This window comes from Streptococcus sp. HMSC078H12, from assembly GCF_001814615.1.
Classification (GTDB): Bacteria; Bacillota; Bacilli; order Lactobacillales; family Streptococcaceae; genus Streptococcus; species Streptococcus salivarius_F.
Map to the genome: position 1 here is coordinate 96,135 of NZ_KV817320.1, position 15,677 is coordinate 111,811.

Consider the following 15,677-nt stretch of genomic DNA (forward strand, 5'->3'; position numbering starts at 1 on the left):
AAGTTAATTTATGACTTGTCTCTATAAAAGAGGGTTAATGTAAAAACGATGGTCGTCAATTGGGATAATTTGAACAGGATTTTGGTAGAAGTCAGCTAGAACTTCCGGTGTGATAATATCGTTTTTTGGTCCTTGTGCCACGATTCTTCCCTGACGGAGTAGGAGAATGTGGTCCATTTTTTCAGTAATCTCTTCAGCGTGGTGGGTGACGTAAAGAACCAATGGAGCATGTGGAAGCGAGGTGATACGGTCAATCTGACGTAAGAGCTTTTCGCGGGCAAAGAGATCCAAGCCAACAGTTGCCTCGTCAAGGATAATGATGTCGGGATCTTCCATCAGACTACGAGCAATTAAACAGATTTGCTTTTCTCCCTGAGAGAGCCCACGGTATTTACGACCAATCAAATCTCCAGCACCAAGTGAAGTCAGCATATCCTTGGCTTCTTGTAGCTCTTTGTCTCCATAGGCTTTGTAGAGGATTGAGCTCTTGTATTTACCTGTAAGGACGATTTTTTCAGCAGTCATATGTTGAGGCAGACGCTCAGTGATAAAGGAACTGACGATACCGATGTGTTGACGAAGACCTGTGATGTCTCCATTACCAAAGGTGTAGCCAAGTATCTCAGCCTTCCCTTCAGAAGGGAAAAATTCAGCTGTCAACAAACGTAAGAGGGTTGATTTTCCAGCACCGTTAAGTCCCAGGATAGCCCAAGTTTGACCTTTTTCAACTGTCCAGTTAAGGCCAGACAAGAGAGTTTTTCCTTGACGGGCCAAGCTGACATTTTCTAATCGTATAAGTGACATAAGTCTCTCCTTTGATGATAAATTACTCTAATTATAGCATAAAATAGACACCTTTATTGGGAAATTATGGTATAATAAAAGTCAGAATTTTTTTTAGAGGAGAAGAAAAAATGGAAGACTCGAGTGGTCAGTCCTTATTATTTCAATCTATATTACTACTAATTTTAACCTTGCTTACAGCCTTTTTCTCAGCATCTGAGATGGCTCTCGTTTCTCTTAACCGCTCACGTGTAGAGCAAAAGGCGGAAGAAGGTGATAAGAAATTTATTCGCCTACTCAAGGTTCTTGAAAATCCAAACAACTTCCTATCAACTATCCAAGTAGGTATTACCTTTATTAGCCTCTTACAGGGGGCAAGTCTTTCTGCGTCACTAGGTGCAGTGATAGCGACTTGGTTTGGTCATGCGGCTTGGGCTAAGACACCGGGTAGCATGATTTCTTTGGTTGTCTTGACCTATATCTCTATCGTTTTTGGGGAACTTTATCCAAAACGTATCGCTATGAATCTCAAGGAAAATCTAGCCATCTACTCGGCACCTGTCATTATTGTTACAGGTAAGATTGTTAGTCCCTTTGTTTGGATTCTTTCGGCGTCAACCAATCTTTTGTCTCGTTTGACACCTGCTACCTTTGATGATGCAGATGAGCAGATGACACGTGATGAGATTGAGTACATGTTGACCAAGAGTGAGGATACGCTTGAGGCTGAAGAAATTGAAATGCTCCAAGGGGTATTCTCTCTTGATGAATTGATGGCGCGTGAGGTTATGGTCCCTCGTACGGATGCCTTCATGATTGATATTGAAGACAACACTCAAGAAAATATCCAAGCTATTCTCAAGGAAAGTTTCTCTCGTATTCCTGTTTACGAAGATGACAAGGATAAGATTATCGGTGTCATTCATACCAAAAATCTTCTTAAAGCAGGTTTCGAACTTGGTTTCGAAAATATCAAACTTCGTCGAATCATGAACGAACCTCTCTTTGTTCCTGAGACTATCTTCGTAGATGATCTCTTGGCAGCCTTTCGTAACACCAATAATCAGATGGCTATCTTGCTTGATGAATACGGCGGTGTTGCTGGTCTTGTTACCTTCGAGGACCTTTTGGAAGAAATCGTTGGTGAGATTGACGACGAAACAGATAAAACTAGTGTGGAAGTTCGTGAAATTGGTGAGAATACTTATATTGTCGAAGGAGCTATGACTCTTAATGACTTCAATGAACATTTTGATACAGAACTTGAGAGTGATGACGTTGATACTATCGCAGGTTATTATTTGACTGGTGTGGGGGCCATCCCAACTCAAGAAGTTAAGGAACACTATGCAGTTATCAACAAGGACAAACACCTCGAATTTATCAATGATAAGGTTAAGGATGGTCGCGTAACCAAACTTAAGGTAATCATCACGGCAGCTCCAGAAGAGGCAGAAGAATAGTTTTCTACATGTTTTTATTAGAAAATATTGGAACTTAAAAGCGACTATTTACTAATTAGGCACTTTCTCTCATTATGAGTGAAAGTGCTTTTTCTTATCTATCTTGGAATATCAGCTTATCAAAATAATACGATTAGAAAACGTCTATAAAACACGTCATAAAGCCTTTTTAACCTATCAAAACTGCCAGACTTTGTCAGGAAAACAACCATAATTTTGGAGATGTTCTAACATATTTTAGCGTATTGATAGATTCAGAATAAAAATAAATAAGATTTTAATTAAAACAGTCTTTTATTACTTTTTTATGGTAGAATATAAATTAACTGATAAATGAAAAAAGGAGAATCTTAATGGCTTCTAAAAAATCTATATATAGTAGCTTGCTTTTACTCACCTTTACCCTAGGAGCTTTTGTACCAGTAACTTCTTTTGCGGACGATGGTATTGCGACAAATGATGCTGTTCTTACACAACCAACGACAGATCGTGCAGTAACTGGTCCTTCAACAGCCCCAAGTGATGGAGACTTGGCTCGTAGCAATGATTCAAACACAGGTGCGGCAACGCCAACAACACCAACACCTACAGTTCCTGAAGTACCAGCTGAACCAACAACACCAGCAACTCCAGAAACACCTGCGACACCGGCTCCAACAGCTGATTCATCTACAAAACCAGCTGATAAACCAACTGAGAAACCAGCCGATAAGCCGGAAGACCCAGCTTCAGCAACTGATAAAGGGACAAGCGAAGCACCTCAAAACCCTGAAACTCCAGCAGTGAATGTTAATGGACAACCTGTTGTTACTGTAACACCGACAGCTCCAGTTATCACTGCAGCTGGCCAAACAATTGTGTCTACACAAAATAGCCAAATTGTTATCGCTAACACTGATGGTACAACAAGTGTTGTTGCTCCTGAAACAGTAGGATTCAAAGTGAACGCTGACGGTACATTGACTGGTAAAGATGCTAAAGGTAAGGAAGTTACACTTCCTAAGACTGGTGAAGCATCAACAGTAATCTTGACAATGGTAGGAACATTCTTCCTTGCTGCTGCAGCCTTTTTGGGGCTTAAGAAACGTGCCTAGTAATATAGATGATAAAAGACTGGATTTTTCCAGTTTTTTTGTTTTTCTTCTGGTATAGTATAGATATTCCTTAATTTCAGATGTATTATAGTATAACCTTTGCCTGAATTCAGGCAGATATGGAGCATGTTTCTGATAAAAGAGGTATAATAAAAACATGTAAAAAGCGTTTTCAAGGAGGCTGCCATGGCAGAAATTGATTACAGTCAGGTGACTGGACTTGTTCATTCAACCGAAAGTTTTGGATCCGTAGATGGTCCTGGTATCCGTTTTATTGTTTTCATGCAAGGCTGTAAGATGCGTTGCCAATATTGTCATAACCCAGATACTTGGGCTATGGAGTCAAATAAGGCTGTTGAACGTACAGTTGAAGATGTCTTAGATGAGGCTCTTCGTTTCCGTCATTTCTGGGGTGAGCATGGTGGTATCACTGTATCAGGTGGTGAGGCCATGCTTCAGATTGATTTTGTCACTGCCCTCTTTACAGAGGCTAAGAAGCTAGGGATTCATTGTACGCTTGATACTTGTGGGTTTGCTTACCGCAATACTCCTGAGTATCATGAAGTTGTTGACAAACTTTTGGCTGTTACTGACTTGGTCCTACTTGACATCAAAGAGATTGATCCTGAACAACACAAGTTTGTGACCCGTCAACCTAATAAAAATATTTTGGAATTTGCTCAATATCTGTCTGATAAACAAGTTCCAGTCTGGATTCGCCATGTTTTGGTACCTGGTTTGACAGACTTTGACGAACACTTGGTTAAGCTTGGTGAGTTTGTAAAAACCTTGAAAAATGTCGATAAATTTGAAATTCTTCCCTATCATACAATGGGTGAGTTCAAATGGCGTGAGCTCGGTATTCCATATCCTTTGGAAGGGGTCAAACCACCAACGGCAGATCGGGTTAAAAATGCCAAAGCTCTCATGCACACTGAAACGTATCAAGAGTATAAAAATCGTATCGGTGTTAAAACCTTGGATTGAAAAAGAAGCTCTTGACAAGAGCTTTTTAACTTTGCTATTATTTAGGGAGCAATAAAGAGTAGGTAAATTATGTTTCGTATTTTAAAATTTGATGATGACTTTGTTTATCTCAGTCATCCTGACGGGCGACTTAAGAAAATAGATCGCACGCTTTTTGATTTTGATATAAAATTAGGAGACCGTATAGATGTCTATCAGGATGGGGACTTGACAGTTGTTACTCCGGCAGAAGTCCAAACGGACTTGAGCCTAGAGGGAGACAAATCTGTTAAATCACACCTCTTGCAGGGGATTTTAGATCTTTTCCTTGAGACCCTTAATATTCACAATAATCATTTGGGTGACTTGAAGAAGATTTTCACACAGTTATTGATTACACTCTTCATGGCTTGGAGCTTGTTGGGAGTTATTCTGGTTGAGATTCTTCTCTTTGCAGAGTCAATTATTGTCTTCCTATGGAGACTCTTGGTTCGTCTTATTAAGTGGATGCATATTAAAGACAATACTAAGGTCTTGATTGATGAGACGCAAAAACGTCATGCTAAGCGTGAGCGTCAAAAAGCCCAAAGACGTGAGCAGGAAAGACGTCGTCAGGAAGAACTTGAAGAACGTGAATATCTTCGTGAAACAGAACGTCAAAAGGAACTCATGATTGTTGAAGCTAGCCTTAGTCAGGAAGCAGAGCGTGAGAGCCTTTCAACTAGTCTTGCTTTGGAGCAAGCAGGTGCCTCAAGTCAATCTGCTAGTGAAGACTTGGCCGAAGAAAGCCAGTCAACTTCAGAGTCAGAAGTGATGTCTGAATCAGCAAAGTCTGAAAAATAGAACAGAAAAAAGAACTGAGATTTAGATCTCGGTTCTTTTTCATATGAGAAAAGCACCAGAGGTGCTTGTGAGAGGTGACTAAAGTGTTTTTTCAGAGTCACGAACAATGAGCAAGTCAACTTTTGCGTGACGGAGAATGTATTCAGAAGATGAACCAATAAGCAAGCGTTCAAAAGTATTGAGACCTGTGGCACCAACCATAATAAGGTCAACATTTTCCTTATCAGGGATATCAACAGCCAAGAGGCTCTTAGGATTACCGAACTCAATAACTTTGCGAATCTTGGTTAAACCAGCTTCTCTGGCTTGGCGTTCAAAGTCAGCCAAAACAGCTTTAGCTTCGTCTTCTAGTTTTTCATAGATGTAAGAGTCGAAAGTCGCAACGCTTTGAAGGGCGCGTGTATCGATAACGTGTACCAATAGTAACTGAGCATTATTACGTTTTGCAACGTGCACACCTTTAATAAAGGCCAGTTCTGATTCGTAAGAACCGTCGATAGCTACCATAATACGTTCATATTGTTGAGACATAAGCTCTACCTCCTATCTTTAGCTTTATTATACTCCTTTAATCTAAAAAATGAAAGCGTTGTTATAGATTTTCTGAAATCTTTTTTTGACTGCTTACTTTAGGACGCTCTTAGTAATGTGAAGATTTCAGTATTATCTAAAAATTGAAGATTGCTTGAAAAAGAGGTATAATACAATCTGTTATTAGCTTCGTAAGAAACATGATAATTAAAAAAGAGGAAGACAAGTCTTCAGAAATGATACCAAATGGCCAAGCCTAAAGTTGGTGTCAATAAAAGTGGAAATCCCCATCAGGTGTTGAATTTTCTTATTTTCTGCTAGATGTATCTACTTTTAGTATCTTTTGAAAGGATTAACTTATGAAAACATTTGATAAATCATCAAAGTTGGATCACGTTGCCTATGATATTCGTGGACCAGTTTTGGATGAAGCCAACCGTATGATTGCCAATGGTGAAAAGATTCTTCGTCTTAATACAGGAAATCCTGCGGAATTTGGCTTTACAGCACCGGATGAAGTCATTCGTGATTTAATTATGAATGTTCGTAACAGTGAAGGGTATTCGGATAGTAAGGGGATTTTCTCAGCTCGTAAGGCGATTATGCAGTACTGCCAGCTAAAGGGATTCCCAAATGTAGATATTGATGATATTTATATTGGTAATGGTGTTTCAGAAATGATTTCCATGTCTATGCAGGCCTTGCTTGATGATGGAGATGAGGTCTTGGTCCCAATGCCAGACTATCCTCTTTGGACAGCTTGCGTCAGTCTAGCTGGCGGTAATGCCGTACACTATGTCTGTGATGAAAAATCTAACTGGTATCCAGATATTGATGATATCAAATCAAAGATTACGTCAAATACTAAGGCAATTGTAGTCATCAATCCCAATAATCCTACAGGTTCGCTCTATCCTAAGGATGTTCTTGAACAGATTGTAGATATTGCTCGACAAAATGATTTGATTATCTTTGCGGATGAGATTTATGACCGCTTGGTTATGGATGGTAAAAAGCATACTGCGATTGCTAGTCTTGCACCAGATGTTTTCTGTGTGTCTATGAATGGTCTTTCTAAGTCTCACCGTATCTGTGGTTTCCGTGTAGGTTGGATGGTTCTCTCTGGACCTAAAAAGAATGTCAAAGGCTATATTGAAGGGCTTAATATGTTGGCCAACATGCGTCTCTGTGCCAACGTGCTCTCTCAGCACGTTATTCAGACTTCACTTGGTGGCTACCAATCTGTGGATGAACTCTTGATTCCTGGTGGTCGTATCTATGAACAACGTGAGTTTATCACGAATACCGTAAACGCTATTCCAGGACTATCAGCTGTTAAGCCAGATGCAGGGCTTTACATCTTCCCTAAGATTGACCGTAACATGTATGATATTGAAGATGATGAAGAATTCTGTCTTCGTCTCTTGAAGAAGGAGAAGGTTCTTCTAGTTCCAGGTAAAGGCTTTAACTGGAATGAACCAGATCACTTCCGTATTGTCTACCTTCCTCGTGTGGAAGAGTTGGCTGATCTCGGTAACAAAATCGAACGAGTCTTGTCATATTACAAGCGTTAATTTCTTGAAAAACTGGACAAAAAGGCTTGTCCAGTTTTTATTGTCTCTAAAAAGGGAGATGTATTTGAGCAAAATCCGAACATTTTTCCTAAAAATGCCATAATATACATAATATAATGAATAGTAAAATAATAAATAATTTTCAGACAATTGTTTGCAATTTCTGGGTTAAGTGTGCTATAATGATAGGGCTAGTAGGTCTTGACGCAGAAGATTAGTACAAGGCTTGATATTATTATGATTACAATAGAAAGTGAAGACAATAAATATGGCAAATTTGCTGGCTAAAACACGTAAAATTACATCTATCTTGCAACGCTCAGTAGACAGCTTGGAAGGAGATCTTCCATACAACAATATGGCTGCTCAATTGGCAGATATCATTGATTGTAACGCTGCTATCGTTAATGGTGGTGGTGCTCTCCTTGGTTTTGCCATGAAGTACAAAACCAACAATGATCGTGTAGAAGAGTTTTTTGAAGCCAAACAGCTTCCAGAAGAGTATACACGTGGTATCAGCCGTGTTTATGACACTCAAGAAAACATTGGTATTGACAGTGACTTGACCATTTTCCCTGTGGAATCAAAAGACGACTTCCCAGATGGTTTGACTACAATTGCCCCTATCTATGGTGGTGGTATGCGTCTTGGTTCTTTCATCATTTGGCGTAACGATCATGACTTTGTAGATGAAGATCTTATCTTGGTTGAGATTGCCTCTACAGTAGTTGGGTTGCAGTTGTTGAATCTTCAAACAGAGAACTTGGAAGAAACAATTCGTAAACAGACAGCTATTAACATGGCTATTAATACCTTGTCTTACTCGGAAATCAAGGCAGTTTCAGCTATCTTGAATGAGTTGGACGGTTTGGAAGGCCGCTTGACAGCGTCTGTTATCGCTGACCGTATTGGAATCACACGTTCAGTTATCGTTAATGCCCTTCGTAAGTTGGAATCAGCTGGTATTATTGAGAGCCGTTCACTCGGTATGAAAGGGACTTATCTTAAAGTCCTTAACGAAGGTATCTACGATAAATTGAAAGAATACGAATAAGAAGAATACTGAAGGAAAGTGAGGTAGGAGGAACCTGCCCCACTTTTTTTAAAAGGAGAAAGTAATATGACAAAGGCATTGATATCAATTGATTACTCTTATGATTTTGTGGCAGATGATGGGAAGTTGACGGCTGGAAAGCCTGCCCAAGCCATTGAAGACCGCATTGCCCAGGTAACTCAAGAGGCCTATGATAATGGGGATTATATCTTCGTTGCTATGGACCGACATGATGAAGGAGATACCTTCCATCCTGAAACTAAGCTCTTTCCACCGCACAATATTGCAGGGACATCTGGGCGAGAACTTTATGGAAAGTTAGCTGGTGTATATGATGCCATCAAGGATGATAATCGTGTCTTTTGGATGGACAAGCGACACTATTCAGCCTTTTCGGGAACGGATTTAGATATTCGTTTGCGTGAGCGTCGTGTGACGACAGTTGTTTTGACAGGAGTTTTAACGGATATTTGTGTCCTACATACAGCCATTGATGCCTATAATTTGGGCTATGATATCGAGGTTGTAGCGAGTGCAACAGCTTCCTTGACGCCTGAAGCTCATGACTTTGCTATCGGGCATTTTAAGAATGTTCTTGGAGCAACAATTGTGGAGTAATAAGAATTATAATCGAGAGTGGGAATCTGTCCTACTCTTGTTTTTTGTCAAAAATCATAGGATAGTATCAGTTTTTCGTAGTTTACTATAAGAAAACGATTCCAGATTACTATATACTATTACTGAAATAATCTTGAATCATAAGAGGTAGAAGAATGACTAAAAAAATGACTTTCCCTGACGGATTTTTGTGGGGTGGGGCGACAGCGGCCAACCAATGTGAGGGGGCCTATGATGCTGATGGGCGTGGTCTAGCCAATGTTGACGTGGTGCCAATTGGTGAGGATCGCCTTTCTATTATCACTGGACGTCGTAAGATGTTTGATTTTGAGGATGGCTATTTCTATCCAGCTAAGGAAAGTATCGACATGTACCATCGTTACAAGGAAGATATTGCTCTTTTTGGTGAAATGGGATTTAAGACCTATCGTCTTTCTATTGCTTGGTCACGTATTTTTCCTAAGGGGGATGAGGCTGAGCCAAATGAAGCTGGGCTTGCCTTTTATGAGGACCTCTTCAAGGAATGTCACAAGTATGGTATTGAACCTTTGGTAACGATTACACACTTTGATTGTCCCATGCACTTGATTACCGAGTATGGCGGCTGGCGTAACCGTAAGATGCTTGGCTTCTATGAAAATCTTTGCCGTACCCTTTTCACACGTTATAAAGGTTTGGTTAAGTACTGGCTCACTTTCAATGAAATCAATATGATTCTCCATGCACCATTTATGGGAGCAGGACTCTGCTTTGAAGAGGGTGAGAATGAGGAACAGGTTAAATACCAAGCAGCTCACCATGAGTTGGTAGCTTCAGCTATGGCGACCAAGTTGGCCCATGAGATTGACCCTGAAAATAAGGTCGGTTGTATGTTGGCAGCAGGTCAGTATTATCCAAATACAGCCCACCCACGCGACTACTGGGCAGCCATGCAAGAAGACCGTAGTAGTTATTTCTTTATTGATGTTCAAGCTCGTGGAGAGTATCCAAATTATGCTAAGAAACAGTGGGAACGTGATGGCATTGAGATTGAGATGACTGAAGAAGATTTGGCCCTTCTTAAAGAGCATACTGTTGATTTTATTTCTTTCTCTTACTATGCAAGTCGTGTGGCTTCAGGTGATCCAGAAGTTAATGAAAAGACCGCTGGAAATATCTTTGCCTCTATTAAAAATCCATATTTGGAAGCTTCAGAGTGGGGCTGGCAAATCGACCCGCTAGGTCTTCGTATTACCCTTAACGTTATTTGGGATCGTTATCAAAAACCGATGTTTATTGTTGAAAATGGTCTCGGTGCTGTGGATACACCAGATGAAAATGGTTATGTCGAAGATGATTATCGTATCGACTACTTGGCAGCCCACATCAAGGCCATGCGTGATGCTATCAATGAAGATGGTGTAGAGCTTTGGGGCTACACAACATGGGGCTGTATTGACCTTGTTTCTGCTGGAACTGGTGAAATGAAAAAACGTTATGGCTTCATCTATGTGGACCGTGACAACGATGGTAATGGTAGCCTTAAACGCTCTAAGAAGAAATCATTTAACTGGTACAAAGAAGTTATCGCAAGTAACGGTGCCTCTGTAGAATAGTCTATGAGTTGAGAGGTGTTCGGTGTTTTGAGCTGTGTGTTTGTCTGAATTCTATTTTACGCATTTAACGAGCACTAAAAGAAAATTGATCTCCAATTAAAGTCAGCCTTAGGGCTGGCTTTTTTTGTAAGGGATAGAAATTGTAATGTTTTCTAAAAAATGATATTCTTATTAGAGTTTGAGAGGAAGAAAACATGGGTAAAAAATCAGTTGTATTTGTAGCAGAGCTATCCTACATGGAAAAGTTAGAGGTGGCTCTTAAATCTTTGTGTGCACATAAAGGGCAGTGGAAAATTTATGTGCTAAATGAGAATTTACCAACAGAATGGTTTACGCTGATGAATCGTCGCCTAGAGGCTATTGATTCTGAAATTCTCAATTGTCGTGTGTCTGCCGAAAGCTTTAAACAATTTTCGCTTCCAAGTGCGCATATACATTATGCGACTTTTTTCCGTTATGCAATTCCTGAGTTTGTTCAAGAAAATCGTGTTCTCTATTTGGATTGCGATATGATTTTTACGCAGGATTTGTCACCACTTTTTGAAGTGGATCTTGGCGGATTGGGTATTGGAGCGGTAGTGGACCGTCCGACGACAACAGATGGTTTTAACGCTGGTTTGATGGTTATTGATACCGATTGGTGGCGACAACACAAGGTGACAGACTCTCTTTTTGACTTGACAAAAGAGCATCATCAAAATGTTTATGGGGATCAAGGAATCTTGAATCTTTATTTCAAGGATGCTTGGTATCAACTCCCATGGACCTATAATCTCCAAGTGGGTTCTGATAAGGACCAGTATGGTTATGGGGATTTGGAATGGTATGATGCTTTCAAAGGGGTACCAGCGGTTATTCATTACACTTCTCACAATAAACCTTGGACGTCCAAACGCTTCAATCGTTTCAGGGATATTTGGTGGTTTTATTATGCCCTGTCTTGGGAAGAAATCTTATTGAGAAAGCCATCCTTAAAGATTAGCTTTAGCGATATGGTAGGTGATTTTCCTTACCATACGGCGATTTATACTAATACTGCAGACATCTTTGAATTGGAACATTTGCTGCAGGCTCTTCCGGATGTAGCTTTTCATGTTTTGGCTCATTCTCATTTTGGGTTTAATTTGGTGAAGTTGGAGCAGTATCCAAACCTTATTCTCTATCCATCCTTTGATCCCTTGACCAGTCGAAAGGTCTTGGAAAAAATAGATTTCTATATGGATATCAACCCATTTGACGAGGTTGATCATATCACAGAAACGATTCATCAGTTGGGGCTTCCGATTTTCTCTTTTGAAGGAACAAATCACGACCAAACTGGGAAAAATCAAGTGTTCAAGAATGACCAAGTAGACCAAATGGTAGAGGCAGTTCGAGAATATATAGATACGATTGAGAGATAGACCATGGAAAATAAAGAAGTAGTTAGTATTGTTATTCCCATTTATAATGTGGAAGCTTATTTAAAGCAGTGTTTGGAAACGATAGTGAATCAGACTTATCCAAATCTTGAAATCATTCTTGTCAATGATGGTTCTCCTGATAAGTCAGAGGAGATTTGCAAGGAATTTTTCAAGCGAGATTCGCGTATTCGCTATGTGCGACAAGTTAATGGTGGCCTATCTGCAGCTCGAAATACAGGGATTGACCTAGCCACAGGTGATTACATCACTTTTGTAGACCCAGATGATTGGGTAACAGATGATTATGTGGAGACCTTGTACACTCAGCTTAAGAAGTATGAGGCAGATGTTTCTATTGCCAACTATAACTTATTCAACGAGAGTACTAGTAAGTTTTTGATTAAGGTAACGGAGAACGATTATTCTGAAACCCTTTATGAGGGGAGAGAGATTATAGACCAGGATGCCATTCAAGAGACAAGAGATATGGCCTGGGCATGTGCTATGATGAAACTCTATAAAATCTCCTTATTTGAGGACCTTCGTTTTCCTGTTGGGAAGAATGTCGAAGATAATTTCCTTATGTACAAACTCTTGTTAAAGGCCAATCGTGTTGTTCATACTGAAAAATGTATTTACTGGTACCGAGTGGGTCGTAAGGATACGCTGTCGCAGGTCTGGACGGAGAAACGTGTCTTAGATGAGATGGAAGCCAAGAATGAAAAACTAGCTTTACTAGGTATGTTGGGCTATGATTTGACCTGGCACCGTTATATTTATAAGACACGCCTGAAGCGGGCGATTGAAAAAATGGAAGAAGCTAATCTTCAAGATACTGAGACCTATAAGACGGCGCAGGTTAACTTGAGATTTTTGGAGCAATAAAGGTCGAGGGTTAAGCTATTTATTGCTTGGATTAGTCAGAAAGGATAACTATGCTTATTATTGCACAAGAACCTAGTCAGGCAACGGAAAAACTGAGAAGATTACTAGACTCCTTTGGTATCCAATCCCGTGTGTTTTACACGAATTTTGAAACGGATGTTGATAAGGACACTATTAGTTTAGCATCGTCATTTATTTATTCCTCTGAGGAAGATTATCAAGGGAAACCACTCTTTTTTAACGATTTGTCAGTTCCCCTCTACTGGGAATTGTGGACTTTGGGGATTACGACTTACATTTTTGATGGTCAAGACCGCCGTGCCAGTGTCATTTTTCGTGACAATCTAAAGGAACGTACGGTCAAACAAGTCCAATGGTTTGGACAAGGGGAAAAAGTTGTTGCGGTTGATGACTATAATCGCTATGGTTGGCGGACCAAACAGCGTCTTCTGGATGATCAGGGGCAAGGCATAATGGATATTTACTTTAATCGTAATCAAGAAGAGGTCTTGCTTCACTATATTCAAGATGGGTACTTGATTGATCAGGGGGCTGAAGGAAGAGATAGGATTTTCTCGGGTAGGGAAGAATTAACTAAGGTTGTTTTGAATCAAGTCCTAAAGTCAGACGAAGCTATCATCTGTATGGATTCCAATCTAATCCCGATTTTGCAGACCTTGAATGCTAATCGTCTGGTCTATTGCTCCGACAGTCATGATGGTCTTGAGTTTATTCAAAGTCAAGTGAATCATGTTTTGATTACTAATTATTATCCACAAGAGGAACGTTTGTTAGGCATGATTTATTTAGCTGGTGCTAAACAAGAAGGTTCTCAGACTTTTGTGCCTCAGGCTATGGTGATGACTGCTTCTGAAAATATTGAGGGGCTAGCTGACTTAGTTGATGCTTTCCCGGATATTGACTTTCATATCGGAGCTCAAACTAGTATGGGACCAAAGTTGACTTGTCTCGAAGAGAAGAGAAATGTCTATCTTTACCCAGGAATTCATCAAGAGAAAAATCAAGAGCTACTGAGGAAATGTTCCATTTATTTAGACTTGAATTATGGAAGTGAAGTGTCTGATGCAACATTGGATGCAATTGAAAATGGGCAGTTACTTTATGGCTTAGAATCAACGGTTCATCGTCCCTACTATAAGGGCTTACCAACGGTCTATACTTCCTTAGAGGAACTAGAGCAGGGGTTCCGACAACTCTTACAACAATCAGAGTTTTACCCTAAGGCTCTTGAAAGTCAGAGAGAGGTTTTGAAACTCGTCGAGAGGAAAGAAATCTTAGCTTTCTTTACTAGATTGGAGGGGGAAAAAGATGACGATTTACACCTTTAACCTATTGGTGGGTTATGAGCCTAATGGTGTGGATGTGGCTCAGGCATCTAGAGCTTTGATGCTACGTGAATTAAAGGAGCCTGCTAAGTTTGTCTTTACGACCTGGCCGCAACCCTATAAATTAGATTACTATCTTTCTTTAGGACATCGCTACGAGGAGCTCCTCCATGCCTATCTTAGCTTTACAGATCAAGACAGTCATATCCCATCTTTGACAGTGGGGGCCTTGCAGCAAAAATTTAAGTTGACACGTCTAGATTTGAAGAGCCAAAGCGAAACAGACTCTGTGTATACCTGTTCTGATGGTACTTCTTTGGTCTTCAAGATGGATCCCTACCAAAAAGGTAGTGTGCGGTATGTAGACTACCACGTTAATGGTATGCTATTGAAGCGTGAGTGGTATGGAACAAGTAAATTAGTCACAGAATACTTTGAAAAAGGCATCATCATCAGGAGAAGTTATCATAATAAAGATGGTCGCATTGCCTTTGAAGAACTCAAGCAAGGAGCCAGTTGGTTATATAGGCTGGGCACTGAGATTTTAGTGACCAAGACAGAGGTCATGCGTCGTTTTCTAGCAAGGCTTCCTTTGACAGCTGAGGATACCTTGTTGCTGGATAGGGCTTCCTTGATGGAATTTATGCGACCGATTTATGAACTGGACTCACCTGCAAAGCTAGGTTTTGTTTTTCATTCAGAGCATGAGTTTGAAAATGGGGACCTCTACTATGAGTATTATTACATCTTTAAGTACGCCCAACGCTTTGACTTCTTTATCACAGCTACTGAGGCACAAAAGGCTGTTTTAGAAAATACCCTGCAAAAGCAAGGTGTCACAGACGCCGCTATTTATGCCCTAGCAGTGGGACATTTGGATAAACTTAGTTTTCCAGAGGAGCAGAGGAAGCCTCTTAGTTTGATGACGGCTTCGCGATTGGACCCACGTAAACGCTTGGATTTGGCTATAAGAGCCGTTGCCCTTGCCCATCAAAAAGAGCCTAACCTTCGCTTTGACATCTACGGTAAAGGTGGGGAGCAAGAGAATCTACAAGATCTAATTGATACTTTAGGGGCGAATGATTACATCCAACTTAGAGGACATGCGGATTTACGTGATGTCTACCCACAGTACGAACTTTATGTCACTACCTCTCAGTGGGAGACCTTTGGTTTGACCCTGATGGAAGCAGTAGGAGCAGGTTTAGCCCTGGTTGGTTTTGATGCCCGTTACGGCAATCCAACCTTCATCAAAGATGGTGAGAATGGCTATCTGGTTACTTATAGCGAGACTATGGATGAGGACCTGCTTGTTTCTCAGATGGCGGATAAAATTGTATTTGCCTTAGAGAGTGATCTTGAGTCTATGCACCAAGTTTCATATGACCTGGCAAAACAGTATTTGAAACCTGAAATTCTAGAGGCTTGGAGAAAGCTCTTGATAGCCATACGATAAGTGTTTTGAAAAAGCTCTATCTCTGTAAACTGTAATGACAAAAAAGTTACTACAGTTTTTTTATCA

Annotated in this window: 14 protein-coding genes; 12 read left to right on the top strand and 2 right to left on the bottom strand. The window is 40.3% G+C overall.

Annotated elements, in window-relative coordinates:
- Positions 1-21: 21 nt before the first annotated feature.
- Positions 22-804: an ABC transporter ATP-binding protein gene (locus HMPREF2979_RS04825; RefSeq protein ID WP_070655408.1), complete on the bottom strand. Its 783-nt coding sequence runs from the start codon at positions 802-804 to the stop codon at positions 22-24.
- Positions 805-914: 110 nt separating this feature from the next.
- On the opposite strand from HMPREF2979_RS04825, the gene HMPREF2979_RS04830 reads away from it, so the two are divergent.
- The 4 genes from HMPREF2979_RS04830 (at position 915) to HMPREF2979_RS04845 (ending at position 5,149) form a co-directional block, all read left to right on the top strand.
- On the top strand, positions 915-2,246 hold the full coding sequence (locus tag HMPREF2979_RS04830) for a hemolysin family protein (protein ID WP_070655410.1): 1,332 nt from the start codon (positions 915-917) through the stop codon (positions 2,244-2,246).
- 353 nt (positions 2,247-2,599) lie between these two features.
- The gene (locus tag HMPREF2979_RS04835) at positions 2,600-3,340 is read left to right on the top strand and encodes an LPXTG cell wall anchor domain-containing protein (RefSeq protein WP_070655412.1); all 741 of its coding nucleotides are present in this window, start codon (positions 2,600-2,602) and stop codon (positions 3,338-3,340) included.
- A gap of 186 nt (positions 3,341-3,526) precedes the next feature.
- Positions 3,527-4,327, top strand: a complete 801-nt coding sequence (pflA, locus tag HMPREF2979_RS04840; RefSeq protein WP_021143691.1) for a pyruvate formate-lyase-activating protein — start codon at positions 3,527-3,529, stop codon at positions 4,325-4,327.
- A 69-nt stretch (positions 4,328-4,396) separates the two neighbouring features.
- On the top strand, positions 4,397-5,149 hold the full coding sequence (locus HMPREF2979_RS04845; RefSeq protein WP_014634961.1) for a hypothetical protein: 753 nt from the start codon (positions 4,397-4,399) through the stop codon (positions 5,147-5,149).
- A gap of 78 nt (positions 5,150-5,227) precedes the next feature.
- Here the strand turns inward: HMPREF2979_RS04845 and HMPREF2979_RS04850 are convergent, their stop codons facing one another.
- Entirely contained in the window at positions 5,228-5,680 is a 453-nt protein-coding gene (locus HMPREF2979_RS04850; protein ID WP_002891687.1) for a universal stress protein, read from the bottom strand.
- A gap of 359 nt (positions 5,681-6,039) precedes the next feature.
- Here HMPREF2979_RS04850 and HMPREF2979_RS04855 point away from each other — a divergent pair, with 359 nt between their 5' ends.
- From HMPREF2979_RS04855 to HMPREF2979_RS04890, 8 genes are all read left to right on the top strand, one after another.
- Positions 6,040-7,254, top strand: coding sequence for a pyridoxal phosphate-dependent aminotransferase (locus tag HMPREF2979_RS04855; protein WP_002884715.1), 1,215 nt, complete (start codon positions 6,040-6,042; stop codon positions 7,252-7,254).
- Between the two features lie 268 nt (positions 7,255-7,522).
- Positions 7,523-8,308 (top strand): GTP-sensing pleiotropic transcriptional regulator CodY, encoded by a 786-nt coding sequence (gene codY / locus HMPREF2979_RS04860; RefSeq protein WP_002884784.1) that lies wholly within the window; start codon positions 7,523-7,525, stop codon positions 8,306-8,308.
- Between the two features lie 66 nt (positions 8,309-8,374).
- Complete coding sequence (locus tag HMPREF2979_RS04865) at positions 8,375-8,926, top strand: cysteine hydrolase family protein (protein ID WP_004183314.1); 552 nt, start codon at positions 8,375-8,377, stop codon at positions 8,924-8,926.
- A 155-nt stretch (positions 8,927-9,081) separates the two neighbouring features.
- Positions 9,082-10,521: a 6-phospho-beta-glucosidase gene (locus tag HMPREF2979_RS04870; RefSeq protein WP_070655414.1), complete on the top strand. Its 1,440-nt coding sequence runs from the start codon at positions 9,082-9,084 to the stop codon at positions 10,519-10,521.
- Positions 10,522-10,715: 194 nt separating this feature from the next.
- On the top strand, positions 10,716-11,924 hold the full coding sequence (locus tag HMPREF2979_RS04875) for a glycosyltransferase (protein ID WP_002884633.1): 1,209 nt from the start codon (positions 10,716-10,718) through the stop codon (positions 11,922-11,924).
- Between the two features lie 3 nt (positions 11,925-11,927).
- Entirely contained in the window at positions 11,928-12,809 is an 882-nt protein-coding gene (locus HMPREF2979_RS04880; protein WP_002884465.1) for a glycosyltransferase family 2 protein, read from the top strand.
- A gap of 50 nt (positions 12,810-12,859) precedes the next feature.
- Complete coding sequence (locus tag HMPREF2979_RS04885; RefSeq protein WP_070655416.1) at positions 12,860-14,158, top strand: glycosyltransferase family protein; 1,299 nt, start codon at positions 12,860-12,862, stop codon at positions 14,156-14,158.
- The gene (locus HMPREF2979_RS04890; RefSeq protein ID WP_070655418.1) at positions 14,139-15,611 is read left to right on the top strand and encodes a glycosyltransferase; all 1,473 of its coding nucleotides are present in this window, start codon (positions 14,139-14,141) and stop codon (positions 15,609-15,611) included. Before HMPREF2979_RS04885 ends, HMPREF2979_RS04890 begins: the two co-directional genes overlap by 20 nt.
- Positions 15,612-15,677: the final 66 nt, after the last annotated feature.

Coding starts and splice junctions, on each gene's coding strand:
- HMPREF2979_RS04825 (WP_070655408.1), bottom strand. CDS start 804: ATGTCACTTATACGATTAGAAAATGTCAGCTTGGCCCGTCAAGGAAAA.
- HMPREF2979_RS04830 (WP_070655410.1), top strand. CDS start 915: ATGGAAGACTCGAGTGGTCAGTCCTTATTATTTCAATCTATATTACTA.
- HMPREF2979_RS04835 (WP_070655412.1), top strand. CDS start 2,600: ATGGCTTCTAAAAAATCTATATATAGTAGCTTGCTTTTACTCACCTTT.
- pflA (WP_021143691.1), top strand. CDS start 3,527: ATGGCAGAAATTGATTACAGTCAGGTGACTGGACTTGTTCATTCAACC.
- HMPREF2979_RS04845 (WP_014634961.1), top strand. CDS start 4,397: ATGTTTCGTATTTTAAAATTTGATGATGACTTTGTTTATCTCAGTCAT.
- HMPREF2979_RS04850 (WP_002891687.1), bottom strand. CDS start 5,680: ATGTCTCAACAATATGAACGTATTATGGTAGCTATCGACGGTTCTTAC.
- HMPREF2979_RS04855 (WP_002884715.1), top strand. CDS start 6,040: ATGAAAACATTTGATAAATCATCAAAGTTGGATCACGTTGCCTATGAT.
- codY (WP_002884784.1), top strand. CDS start 7,523: ATGGCAAATTTGCTGGCTAAAACACGTAAAATTACATCTATCTTGCAA.
- HMPREF2979_RS04865 (WP_004183314.1), top strand. CDS start 8,375: ATGACAAAGGCATTGATATCAATTGATTACTCTTATGATTTTGTGGCA.
- HMPREF2979_RS04870 (WP_070655414.1), top strand. CDS start 9,082: ATGACTAAAAAAATGACTTTCCCTGACGGATTTTTGTGGGGTGGGGCG.
- HMPREF2979_RS04875 (WP_002884633.1), top strand. CDS start 10,716: ATGGGTAAAAAATCAGTTGTATTTGTAGCAGAGCTATCCTACATGGAA.
- HMPREF2979_RS04880 (WP_002884465.1), top strand. CDS start 11,928: ATGGAAAATAAAGAAGTAGTTAGTATTGTTATTCCCATTTATAATGTG.
- HMPREF2979_RS04885 (WP_070655416.1), top strand. CDS start 12,860: ATGCTTATTATTGCACAAGAACCTAGTCAGGCAACGGAAAAACTGAGA.
- HMPREF2979_RS04890 (WP_070655418.1), top strand. CDS start 14,139: ATGACGATTTACACCTTTAACCTATTGGTGGGTTATGAGCCTAATGGT.